We start from the raw sequence: 12,475 nt of genomic DNA, 5'->3' as shown, positions 1-12,475 counted from the left end.
TAAAAGGTCATATCATGAAGAAATTTATAAAAATAGTTTTAATTACTCTGGCTTTAACAGCACCAATAGCAGGCCAACTGAACGCTGGCATAGAAAAGATGATACATCGTCTTTCTCAAGAAAAAGGTTGGACTTCCCTCCATGAGGCTGTTAAAAACCGTGACATTGATAAAGTACAAGAGCTTATTGCAGCCAAGGCACAAATAAACGTGGCAACAGAACACGGTGCAACACCTCTTCACATTGCCATACTCAATGGAGATTATGAATTAGTAGAAATACTCCTTAACAACAAAGCAAACATAAATGCTAGAACAATTAAGGGAACAACTCCTTTGGTTATTGCCGCATGCTGTGGCTATACCAAAATAGTAGAGTTACTCATTAATCAAGGTGCTGATATAGACGGTGCAAACTATGATGGCATTACCCCTCTTCATGCTGCCGCGTATTCGGGTGACCACAAATCTGTAAAAATGCTTATTAATAGAGGAGCTAATGTATGCGCACTCGATTTAGACAACAAAACCCCTCTTTACTATGCGTTAGAAAATGAAGAAATTCAATGCGTAAAAAGTTTCTTGATTAATGGAAGCATTTTTCAATTAATCAGGGATGATAAATTTGATCCCGAAGTTGCAAAACTTTTAGTCGAGCAAAACAATCTTGAAATGATAGATGCTTTCAGGAATACAGCACGAAAAATACACGCTTATTTAAACAACAAACGCTAACGCAAAGAATAAGAACAAATGGAAGGTTATAGTATGAAGAAATTTATAGGACTGTTTTTTGTATTTACGTTGGCTTTAACAACTCACGTAATGCCAGCCGCAAGCTCATCAAGCTCAAGTTCAACAAACGATGCGCAACAAGCTCGTATCAGCTCGTGGGAACGCATTTCAGGACGAAGTTCAAGACTAGGAAGGAACATTCTAGCCCTAGGAGGCTGCAGGGTCCGTATACCTTACGACTTCGACATCCTCTATGCCGCAGAAGAAGGTAATGTACAAGAATTAAGAAGTCTTATCGCACAAGGCTTTAACATTAACTATGTCGATCGATTTGGTTGTGGTAGCGGCAGAACCGCTCTTCATGCCGCTGCTGGTAACGGCCACACAGCATGTGTACAAATACTTACTACGCATGGTGCAAATGTTAATGCTTTATGCAACAACCAAGAAACTCCACTTACTATTGCAATACACAGCGGCAATATGGCAGCCATTAAACTACTTATTGATGCTGGCGCCAACAAAGAACATAAAACGGCAAATGGAGAAACAGCACTTCAAAGAGCAAAGAGATTAAATAAAAGCAAAGAGATTATTAAGTTGTTGAAATCATCAACAACAAAACGTCAACGTACCAACACTTCACCAAACTCAGACCAAATCTTAATGCCCCTGCTAGCCTTTCCAGGCAATGATGAACTTATTGATGATGACATTTATGGCACCGATGCACTTATAAGCTTGCCAAGCACCAGCTCAAGTTCATCTGAACACACATCAGCGACATCGAGCAAAAAGAGAACCAGAACTGAAGAACAATCAAAAGAAAATCCTTACATTTTAAAAATCAATTATGGCGAGATTGATAATAAAGAAATATCAAATTGGATAAAAAATCCAAGAGCACCATGGAGTGTTTCTGGCGAAGAACTTGATTAACGAAAAACATTTTAAAAAGAGGTTATAGTATGAAGAAATTTATAGGACTATTTTTTGTATTTACGTTGGCTTTAACAACTCACGCAATGCCAGCTGCAAGTTCGAATTCGAATGGCAATCAACAAGGCAGGCTGTCCCGCACACTTACTTTAGCATCGTCATGGCTGCCAGGAAAAAAGTCAGCAACGAACAAAGAACCGAGCCATACAGATTTTATATCGGCTGTTAACGCTAACGACACAGAAAAAGTCAAAGATTTATTTGAACGAGGATATACGGTTGAGTATTATTATAAAAAGGGTTTTTCTGGAGATTATTATCCACTTCATACAGCAATGCGCAACCAAAATACCGAGATGATAGAAATACTTCTTAACCATAAACACATCAATGCAGACGAACGTGTTCATAGTGGATTGACTCCTCTCCACCGTGCTGTTTCTCTTAACAATATTTACTACGTAAAGCTTTTACTTGCCAAAGGCGCCAAAAAAAAGCGTACGGCGAGCTTTTTTTGCTCGCACACGGAAATAAATGAAACTCCAGTAAAAATGGCCAAAAGACTTGGTCGCTCTCAAGAAATGATTAATTTACTAGAACCAAGCACGCAGGAACAGAGACTAAGTTTAGTAGGCAAAAGTTTTGAAAGTAAACTGATAGAAAAAAAGAAATCAAAACTTGATCAAATAATAGCATCAAGCGAATCTCCAATGTTAGCAAAATTTGCCGAAAACAAAAGAAAGACAGAGCTCTTCTTTAATGCCGTACATAGAGGCGATGCACAAGCAGTACAAGAACTGATTGATGAACAAGGCATTGATGTTAATGCTAAGGAAAAGAAAAATTTTTTTCAATATCCCACTGCTCTTTGTTTAGCAGCGGATAAAAGAAACGTAAAAATTATTGAAATACTACTAAGACAACCAAATATTATTATTAGTAATCCAAATACCATCAAATTTAGTTATTATTCATTAAATGCCCCAGAATCCAATACCGCAAACCCTCTTATGTTTGCAGCCTATGACCACAACTTAAAAGCAATAACAATGTTACTCAATCATGGATCTATGGATTCTACTATTATTAATCAACAAGATCATGCCGGACAAACCGCTCTTCACTATGCTTGTAAAAGCCCAGGGGGAGAAGAGACTATTAAGCTTCTTATGGAAAAAGGAGCCAATTCAAGCATACGAGATGTATATGGCCTAACTGCGGCATGTTATGCACAACGAGAATCTTACTCTCAAGACATTATTAACCTGCTTGAAAAAGGAATGACGGGATCTCTCAAGACATTCATTTTGAGAAGTACCTCTTTCTTTGTTAGTAGCTCAATAGGCTTCAGGTCAAGTAACAATTGCCAAAAACTTTACCAAGATCAGCTTATTAATGCTATTGATGAAGAGAATGAATTAAAAATCAAAGAAATTCTAAATCTTGATATCGAGCAATATCCTTACGAAGAATGCCTTTGCTATGCCATTCGCAATGGTTACCTTACCAGCTTAAATACGCTTCTTAATGACAAAAGGGCTGCTATTCTTAATGCAAAGACTCTTTACCAAGCTATAGAAAGTAACAACATTGAAGCGATTAAGCCACTTCTTGAATATGGTGCTAATTGCATAGACAATAACGCCTACGGTTTAGCACGCATATTTGAACGTCCTCAATGGGTTATTGACTTATTAAAACCTCAGCTGCTTATTGATTTCTTGCAACCGGCAAAACGCCAATGTACTAACAATACAAACAAAAGCACAGATTCAAACTTATTGCTAGAAGACTTACTACCAACATTCCTAGAGTTAACATACGCCCCAGGCAACGATAAACTTGATGAACTTGTTGATGATGACTCTAGTCAACCAAGTACTAGCTCACCAGCTCCAACCCCAAGCTTAACGGCAAAAACATCAGTAAGATCAAGCAGCAAGAGAATAAGAACTGAAGAACAAAAACAAATAATAACTCCCCTTTATGACGCAATAAAAAGGGGAGACATGATACAAGCGATAAGGTTAATTTCTCGGGATAACAACGTTAATACTATTAACAGCGATGGAGAAACTCCTTTACATGCAGCGGTTCGCTTTGCTGCTAACCCAGATTATGAATACTATAATTTGGCAAGAGATATACTAAGAGAAGAAAATGAATCTGACCAAGAATTAATGGCTGATTTGAAAAACAGGCATAGTCTTTCACAACGTATGATTTGTCTACTTCTCGACAGTGGCGCCAAAAAACAAGTGCGTAACAATTGTGGCGAAACACCTTTCGATCTTGCTACAAAACTTATAGCTCGTCGAAAAGCAATTGTTGATTTATTGGATCCAGCAAAGCCATGGAGTGTCTCTGCCGAAGAACTTGATTAATAAAATATTGGAAAAATGAGAGGGATGTGGCTTTTAGTCGCATCCCCATTTTTTTAGGGCAGTTCTCTTTCATTTATACAATAACTTGATAGAATAACAAAATTAATACATTTTTTACTAACTCACCACAACTATCAGGATTATTAATGAAAAAAAGTATAAGCCTCTTTTTAATCAGCATAATGCTTGCAATGCCTGCCACACCAGCAGCATCGCCAGCAATTGTTTCAAACGAACTGGTCAACGTGACTTATGATGCAAATTTTGTGCTGCTCAAAGAACTTATTAATGCTGGGCACAACCCGCTTGGCAAAGTCTCTTCATTTCAAATGTTTCAAGGCAGTACCCTTCTCCACGTTGCCGCATGGAACCCGTGGAATATGAACAATGAGCAAAGTATTGCGTGCCTGCAAGAACTTCTCAACAGAGGCCTTGGCATTAATGATAAAGGACATTATGGCAGAACGCCGCTGAGCTGCGCCATAATTGGTGGTGGCCACACCGAAATTGTACGCTTTTTGCTTGAACAAGAAGCTGATGTTACCATTGCAGACGACTTTGGTTATACCGCTTTGCATTATGCAGCACAAATGGACAAACCATATCGCGTCAAGAAACCCGTAATTCCTTATCAAGAGATTATTACACTTCTTCTTGAGCATGGAGCCAGCAAAACGGCTAGAACCAATGCTATTGAAATGAGGGCCGAAACGGTAGACTTAATGAAACAAATTGGCATGTCCCCATCCAAGGGCAATGAAACGGCAGCAGATATCGCAAAAAGACTTGATCTTGCTTCAGATATTATTGCTCTGTTAGAACCAGTGATATAATTTTCTGAGTTATTATCAACAGAATAAAGTTAAAATTTTCTAAAAAAGAGAGCGGGACTGTATAAAAACAGTGCCGCTCTCTTTTTTGTTAATTTACTTATTCAAAAGCTCTTTGCATCGCACACACAAAGGCTCATCTTGCACAGCAGGGGCATCGTCCCACTGCCAACAGCGTTGGCATTTAATACCAAGCGCATGGTCGGCTTTCAGGTAAACCCATGGCAGTGTAGACTGTTCAAGACCTGTAGAGCTTGGAACAAATTTAACTTGCGAAACAATGAACCAATCTTTCAAGAACCGGTTTGCATCTTCCGTGCGCGCAAGCTCCTCAATAAATTGCTTAAGCTCGTGCACTTGGTCGGCATCTGCTTCAAAATAGAGCTCTAAGCGTGCTTCAAGTGAGTGCTTAATGGTACCCGCTTGTCTCTTTTCTTCAAGCGCTTTGAGCACCACGTCGCGTATTTCTTCCAACAACTTCCACAGCTTGGCATCGGTATTTATTTTCTCGATCTCTTTGAGAGATACAAAGGTGTTCAGGTGGATCGACGCTTTTTTATCTTTTTGGTAATAATCCGAAACCTCTTCAGCCAAAAATGACATGATGGGCGCCATGAGGTGGGTAAGCGTATTTAAAATATAATAAACCGCTGTTTGGCAAGAGCGGCGCAGACGACCATCCGCTTGTTCAACATACAGCCGGTCCTTCACAATATCTAAGTACATTGAACTCAGATCGTTGGTACAAAAATTACTCAGTGCGCGTACCACGCCGGTCAGGTCATAACTCTCGTAGCAGGCACGTATTTGTTTTTCAAGTTCGTACAAGCGCGTCAGAATATATTGATCAATTTTGCACAGCTTGTTTAAAGCAAGTGCATCTTTGCTCATATCAAAGTCATACAAGTTTGAGATCATAAAGCGGCATGTGTTACGAATCTTGCGGTACACTTCGGCAATGTTTTTAAGCAAGGTGTCAGACATTACAATGTCGCCCGAAAAATCAGTTGCACCTACCCAGAGGCGCAAGATGTCGCGACTGTACTGTTTAATAACATCGTCAGGCGCCACCACATTGCCCACTGATTTGGACATTTTATGGCGGTTTTTGTCTACCACGTAGCCGTGGGTTAGAAAGGTTTTGGTGCACGTTGCGCTGTTAATAACCATTGACGAGAGCAGCGAACTCTGGAACCATCCGCGATGTTGGTCTGAACCTTCAAGGTACAGATCGGCCGGGAAGCCCAGCTTCTTGTTTTTTTCAAGCACGGCGTAGTGGCTTACCCCAGAGTCGAACCACACGTCCAAGATGTCGCGTTCTTGTCTGAATTTTTCTAGATCAGCATTGCCACACGATTTGCATGCAAAGGCGGCGGGGAGTATGCCATCCCTTTTAAGGTCATGAATGGTTACGTTGTCCCAATATTCAACGCCGTGTTCGGCGACTTTTTGAGCTATTTTTCTGATAAAATCACCATCAACAAAAGCAGTATCGCAGCCATTGCACAGCAGTGCAGTTATTGGCACGCCCCATTGGCGTTGGCGCGAGATGCACCATTCAGCTCTGTTTTGGACAAAGTTCAAGAGACGCTCCTTGCCCCAGGCTGGAACAAAGGTTATGCCTTCATTAATTTCTTCAACGGTCTTTTTAACTAAATCATGTTGTTGCAAATTACAAAACCACTGGTCAGTTGCCCGGAACATGAGTGGGTTGCGACAGCGCCAGCAGTGAGGGAACGAGTGGTTAAGAGAACCTTTGTGCAACAGCGTGCCTCGCTCTTTAAGCATTTTAAGCACGGCCCATTGGCCGTCCGTAATGAGCATGCCCGCAAGAGAGCTTGGCACAACCTCGTTGGTGTAAGAGCCATTGGCTGAAAGTGGCGAGAATATTTCTAGTCCATTTTTTATACCAACAACATAGTCCTCTGGTCCACAGCCGGGTGCTGAGTGCACGCAAGCGGTACCGTCGCCCAGCAGTACAGAGTCATCGAGCACTATTTTTGATTTTTGATGGTCAATGAGCGGGCTGTTAGCGGTTTTACCTTTAAATATTACTGGGTCAAATTCCGCTAGTTCTTTCTGTTCAATGCCCAACTCTTTACATACTTTGCTGGCAAGTTCTTTGGCAACAATAAAGCCAACATTGTCAGGACCGGCCAGTACAGCGTAGGTAGCTGTTGGATGAAGTACAAGGGCACGGTTCAATGGAATTGTCCATGGCGTGGTCGTCCAGGCAAGAAAACCAATTGTCTTCAACGTTGGGTTTTGTTCAAACGCGAACGGGAACGTTTTACGTGCTAGTTCGTCAGCAAGTGGGAACAGTACGTAGCACGACGGGTCTTTTTTGTCTTTATATTCAATTTCAGCCGTTGCCAAAACGGTTTGGCATGAGGCACACCATGGCACAGTCTTACCTTTGCGTTCAATAAATCCTTTTTCCACAAACGTTGCAAGGGATTCTAAAATTGATGCCTCGTAGGGAGTTTGCATGGTGGTGTATGGGTTGTCCCAGTCAAACATGACACCCAGGTTTTTAAATTCTTCACGTTGGACATCAATCCATTTACTTGCGTAGTCCCGGCACAGTTTTTTAAATGTCTTACGGTCGATAGTTTCTTTTTTATCTTCCAAGCCAAGCTCTGTAGTAACTTTGAGCTCAATTGGTAAGCCATGACAATCCCAGCCTGGGGTTATTGGCACATGAAAGCCGGCCATTCGTTTTGACTTGCCAACAATATCTTTCAAAATTTTATTAAATGCAGTACCCAAGTGGATGTGGCCGTTGGAGTATGGTGGGCCATCGTGAAAGATGAATTTCTTACCATTTTCATGCAAACTCATTGTTTTGCTATAAATATCATCCTTTTTCCAGCGGCTAATAATTTCTGGTTCTGTTTCATGAGCGTTTGCACGGATTGAAAATTCGGTGCAAGGGAGGTTGAGCGTTTCTTGAAACGGATTCTTGTTTTTGTTTTCTTCACTCATAAGAGTTCCTCATTGGTTCCAGATACCAGAAATATTTCTCTTCAGAATTCTCACTGTTGAATTCTTCTCGCCAGTATACCAGCTTTGCCAACAAAAGCGACCCAATGGTGCCATTTCATGAGGGCCCACGGCCCATACCCCCCACAGCAATGATAGGGCTGCTTACGTCGTGCCCAGTCCTCAAATTCGTAAGCAGCCCTATCATTGAGAAAAACATTCATCTTGAACCCCAAAATGTAGCGTGAGCGCCCCGCTCTTCTTTTCAAAATAACCCACAACAAGAACCTTGACCCTTAGAAAAGCAACTCTCTCGCTATATAAAATTATCAGACATAATCTTTTACCTCTCACACAGACTCACCCTGCACCAAAAACAACTATCTAGTAGAAATTGGGATTCTATGGTCTTTTTTATAATATGATTGAGATCTATTAATTATTTTTACTATTATAAAATTAATATTACAGTAGATCATAACAAAAAAATGGGTTGAAGATAATTTTTGCCGAATTTTCACAAGGGAGATGAGAATGAATATTGCAAAGTATTGTGCACTCGCCGCCACCCTGCTGGCCAACCTAATGTCTGGCTGGGCATTGGCTTCTGACTCGTTATCACTGTGTATGAATCCTAATCAAAAAGTAACCAAGTCGGTGTATATTGCCTCTGGCAGCACGAGCAGCTTAAACAAAAAGAAGATTCTTCAAAAGTATATTCCCAGCGCCCTGCTCGGCAAAAAAACCTCAGTAACACCAGAAGTTGCCCCAAATAAACAAGAAGATACGGCACAAGAGCTTGAACAGGAACTAGACACCCTACCAACAGAACCGCAAGAACTAACAAGCTCATTAGAAAGCACTCATGAAAACACGGCACCAGAACAATCACCAGCCCTTGAACAAGAACTTGGCATGGCAGCAACAACGGCACTAACTACTGAGGCAACAACAGAAATTGAGCAAGCTCTTGAGCTGACACCAGCACAACAAATCGCTGAGCCAGTAACTCAAACACCACCAAGCATCAGCTCGCCAATCGTTCTGGAACAAACCAACACCCAGCCGGTAATAAATGAAAACAGCGTTCTAGATACGCTCCTCAACTCTGCAAGCATTAACCAAGTAACTGAAAAAATTGCCAAATATGACGAAGGTATTACCGCCATGAAGAAGATTAGAAAGTCTTTGGTAAGGCTTCTTATTCTTCAACTCAATAAAAATACCACCTTAAATTTTGCCCAAGAACAGCAAGATATTCAACGTGACCTGGTTGACGGCACACGATCATTTTACGATTTCTTCAATGACTTTCAAAAGAATCCAACGCCATGGCTACCCCGCTACCTTCAAGATAAAGGCTTTTTGCCATTCGAATTTATTTTAGATAAAGAAAAACTTACCAACGTACCAGCACCCGCAACACTTGATATGCAAACAACATCGTCACAAGACATTATTGACACGGCTATAAAAATTGTCCAAACCGATAAAGCAAGCAAAATAAACAACATGCCTGCCCCAGCCAACGTACAAGAACAAATTGATACGCTATTGCAAAGCGCACTGGATAACGCTATTCAAGAAGTAGCAACACCAAGTGTGCAATTGGTTGAAAAAGAACAAACAATAGAACAGCCAAACCAAGATATTCAACGCGCAAGCCAGCAAGCAGAGCCAGCTCAACAAGCAGTTGCAAAAGCCCCTACACCACAACTTGCCGCTGATATTTCATTCTTAATACTCGATGCAAAATACAGCAAAAACAAAATGAAAATTTTAGAATTTGGCGAAGGCCCACGCTCACGCTTTGCCGGCTACGACAAACTATTTGGTGATGGGAAAATATGGGAAATGTTCTGGCATTACACATCACAATTTAAAAAACAAGTTTGGTACGTTGGGCCTGCTCTCAAAGAAAAAAGCGCACAAAATGAAATTGCCTTCAAAAAATTCAACAGCATTGGCGGCATAGCAGTTACCAGTATTAAAGACCTTGTACGCCATCCAAAATTCCCGGCACAAAAAGAAATAACTGAAGAACACAACATCAGTTCGTATGAAGGCATTGTAATCTTCAGACACCTAAACGCTGCCGACGAAGTGGTAACCGCTTTCAAAAAACAATACCCACACCTCTTGGTGTTAGACAGTGCAACCGGCAGACACGTTAACAACAAATACTTAACTAGTACGTTGTTTGATACCAAGCAATTGTCTGACTACCGCCCACAATGCAAAGCATACCCAAAACAATATAAAAAAGATTTAGCACAAACTATTATTAACGAATTTGGTTGTTCAATGTTGGTTATCAAACCGCTCAATGCATTCAAAGGCGAAGGCATTGTTGTCACTCACCAAAAGGATCTAGATACGCATCTTAAGAACATTTTAACCGTTCCACAAATCACCAAAAAAACTAAATCAGCAACAACACTTAGTGACATCGAAAAATATTGGGCACGCGACAAAAACAAGAGTTTTATTGTTGAAGAATATGAATCATCACAACCAATCGATATAAAAGGTGATCTATACGACCCAACCATGCGTATGGTATTTACCATGCACTACGACAACAAAAAGATTCACTTAACATTCTTAGATGGCTACTGGAAGCTTCCAGCAAAACCACTGGTTGGCGATGGAACCTTAAATGAGAAACATATTTCAAAAATAGGTTCAAGCGGCATCAGTAGTGCAGCAATAAGCAGCGTTGATCTCAACAATGCAAAATTAGCACTCCAAAAAGCTTTGCCTCGCCTGTATTTTAAAATGATGAAAACAACAAAGCACGTGCAAAATAGTAAATCTCTGCCGCTCAAACCGGTAACACTACTAAGAAATGCAGCACCAACAAAAACTAACTAACTAGCACTCAGCAAATTACGCTACGGGCTCTCGTGAATAATCATGAGAGCCCATTCTCTTTTTAAACCCTCATTTGACTTTCTTGCCGGTTGTTTTGTACCATCATCACAACTGTGTAATCAGTGTAATGAAGAAAAAAGAGACTATTATGAAACAAAAACATACCAAGCTCTTGCTTGTATTTTCCTTATTTTCAACTACTATTTCGGCCAATGTAACGCCCAAACAAAAACGGCATATCTTAAAAGAAAAAACACACGTTAAACAACAACTTATGATTCAAGACCAAACTATCCACAAGCCAAAATATCGTGCAAGCTCACAACCAGCACAACTCAAAACACTGTGCGGCGCTGCCAGCGCTGGCGATCTTGAAACGCTTACCACACTGATTGTCAACGGCGAGAATGTTAATATGCAGGATTGCTTGGGAAAGACCCCACTACACCACGCTATACGACAAGGCAACGCACAAACTATTGAACATTTGTTACTGCTGGGCGCTAACCCCAATATTCCAGACAACCAACACAAAACCCCACGAGAGCATGCACTCAAACTCAATGACAAAGAGATACAGGCATTACTTGTCAATGACGTTGAAACACGACTGCACCACCTTCCTATTGATATCTCATTTGTAATCTCAGATTTAAAATTTGACCAAGACGGCAACGTAAAAATATTAGAACTTGGCGAAGGACCTCGCTCATATTTCAAAGGACACGAAACACTCTATGGCAAAGGTAAAATTTGGGAAGCAATGTGGCATTATTTTTCACAGCTCGGACTTCCCGTTTGGTACGTAGGCCGCAAACCCGATTCACTCTGGACACAAGCAACTATTGGCGGTAAAAAATTTATTGAAATTGGCGGTCAATTTGCCGATTCTTTAACAGAACTCAAACGAGATCCGCTCTTTCAAGAACTTGCGGCACTGCCAACCAACCCTCAGCCACAATCACTTACCGAATGCAAAGGCATTATTGTTTTGCGCCATCACTACACCTCAAAAGGTCTTTTACAAGATTTTAAAAAAAATTATCCCGACTTCATTATTTTAGACAGCGTCACATCTGCGTACGTTAACAACAAATACACAACCAGCCTGCTTTTTAACGACGATCGACTTAAAGCATACAAGCCACGGTGGAAAGCTTACCCAAAAGTTTATACCAAAGATTTAGCTCAAACGATTATTAACGACCTAAAAACTAATACGGTTGTTTTAAAACCGCTCAGTGCCGCAAATGGCTGGGGCGTTTTAATTGTTGATAAAAATGATTTAGACGCAACACTCAGAATGATTTTAAAAAATACTGCCAGCATAGCCACCAACCCAGACAAATCGTACAACTACTGGGCACAAGATAGAAATCGCGACTTTTTAGTTGAAGAATACGTACCATCAAAAACAATCACGGTGCGAGGCAAAGAGTACGACGCCACTATGCGTGTTGTATTTTTGCTTTCTTATCACGACGGGAAAATTTACACAACCTTCCTGGGCCACTACTGGAAGCTACCGCTTCACGCACTAGACGCAGACGTAGATCTTACCAAAAAGCATAAATCAAAGATTGGCAGCAATGACCAAACACCATCATCGGCCAAAGTTGCACCCGAAGATTGTGAACAAGTTAAAAAAGCACTTCAAGAATTCTTACCAAAAATTTATTTAAAAATGCTGCTTTCAAAACAACAACGATTAACAGAACCTGAAGAGTAAAAC

8 protein-coding genes are annotated in these 12,475 nt (G+C 40.7%); 6 read left to right on the top strand and 2 right to left on the bottom strand.

The window, feature by feature from the left end; translation table 11 throughout:
* The first annotated feature begins 14 nt into the window (after window positions 1-14).
* The 4 genes from K2W90_03785 to K2W90_03770 all read left to right on the top strand — a co-directional run bounded on the left by K2W90_03785 (window position 15) and on the right by K2W90_03770 (window position 4,890).
* Window positions 15-734 (top strand): ankyrin repeat domain-containing protein, encoded by a 720-nt coding sequence (locus K2W90_03785; GenBank protein MBY0353460.1) that lies wholly within the window; start codon window positions 15-17, stop codon window positions 732-734.
* A 33-nt stretch (window positions 735-767) separates the two neighbouring features.
* On the top strand, window positions 768-1,673 hold the full coding sequence (locus K2W90_03780; GenBank protein ID MBY0353459.1) for an ankyrin repeat domain-containing protein: 906 nt from the start codon (window positions 768-770) through the stop codon (window positions 1,671-1,673).
* A gap of 29 nt (window positions 1,674-1,702) precedes the next feature.
* The gene (locus tag K2W90_03775) at window positions 1,703-4,057 is read left to right on the top strand and encodes an ankyrin repeat domain-containing protein (protein MBY0353458.1); all 2,355 of its coding nucleotides are present in this window, start codon (window positions 1,703-1,705) and stop codon (window positions 4,055-4,057) included.
* A 146-nt stretch (window positions 4,058-4,203) separates the two neighbouring features.
* A complete protein-coding gene (locus tag K2W90_03770; protein ID MBY0353457.1) occupies window positions 4,204-4,890 on the top strand; it encodes an ankyrin repeat domain-containing protein in 687 nt (228 codons plus the stop codon).
* A gap of 93 nt (window positions 4,891-4,983) precedes the next feature.
* On the opposite strand, the gene ileS is transcribed toward K2W90_03770, so the two are convergent.
* A complete protein-coding gene (gene ileS, locus K2W90_03765) occupies window positions 4,984-7,872 on the bottom strand; it encodes an isoleucine--tRNA ligase (protein MBY0353456.1) in 2,889 nt (962 codons plus the stop codon).
* A gap of 50 nt (window positions 7,873-7,922) precedes the next feature.
* Window positions 7,923-8,093: a hypothetical protein gene (locus tag K2W90_03760; GenBank protein ID MBY0353455.1), complete on the bottom strand. Its 171-nt coding sequence runs from the start codon at window positions 8,091-8,093 to the stop codon at window positions 7,923-7,925.
* Between the two features lie 310 nt (window positions 8,094-8,403).
* Here K2W90_03760 and K2W90_03755 point away from each other — a divergent pair, with 310 nt between their 5' ends.
* On the top strand, window positions 8,404-10,743 hold the full coding sequence (locus K2W90_03755) for a hypothetical protein (GenBank protein MBY0353454.1): 2,340 nt from the start codon (window positions 8,404-8,406) through the stop codon (window positions 10,741-10,743).
* Between the two features lie 148 nt (window positions 10,744-10,891).
* Window positions 10,892-12,472: an ankyrin repeat domain-containing protein gene (locus tag K2W90_03750; GenBank protein ID MBY0353453.1), complete on the top strand. Its 1,581-nt coding sequence runs from the start codon at window positions 10,892-10,894 to the stop codon at window positions 12,470-12,472.
* Window positions 12,473-12,475 lie beyond the last annotated feature (3 nt).

Source organism: Candidatus Babeliales bacterium, assembly GCA_019749895.1.
Taxonomy (GTDB): domain Bacteria; phylum Babelota; class Babeliae; order Babelales; family RVW-14; genus AaIE-18.
Note: the sequence above shows the minus strand (reverse complement) of the source record. Positions and strands in the feature narration are given on the sequence as shown.

Excerpts from the sequence above, each read along its gene's own strand:
- K2W90_03770 (MBY0353457.1), top strand. The coding sequence starts at position 4,204 with ATGAAAAAAAGTATAAGCCTCTTTTTAATCAGCATAATGCTTGCAATG.
- K2W90_03775 (MBY0353458.1), top strand. The coding sequence starts at position 1,703 with ATGAAGAAATTTATAGGACTATTTTTTGTATTTACGTTGGCTTTAACA.
- K2W90_03785 (MBY0353460.1), top strand. The coding sequence starts at position 15 with ATGAAGAAATTTATAAAAATAGTTTTAATTACTCTGGCTTTAACAGCA.
- K2W90_03760 (MBY0353455.1), bottom strand. The coding sequence starts at position 8,093 with ATGAATGTTTTTCTCAATGATAGGGCTGCTTACGAATTTGAGGACTGG.
- K2W90_03750 (MBY0353453.1), top strand. The coding sequence starts at position 10,892 with ATGAAACAAAAACATACCAAGCTCTTGCTTGTATTTTCCTTATTTTCA.
- K2W90_03755 (MBY0353454.1), top strand. The coding sequence starts at position 8,404 with ATGAATATTGCAAAGTATTGTGCACTCGCCGCCACCCTGCTGGCCAAC.
- ileS (MBY0353456.1), bottom strand. The coding sequence starts at position 7,872 with ATGAGTGAAGAAAACAAAAACAAGAATCCGTTTCAAGAAACGCTCAAC.
- K2W90_03780 (MBY0353459.1), top strand. The coding sequence starts at position 768 with ATGAAGAAATTTATAGGACTGTTTTTTGTATTTACGTTGGCTTTAACA.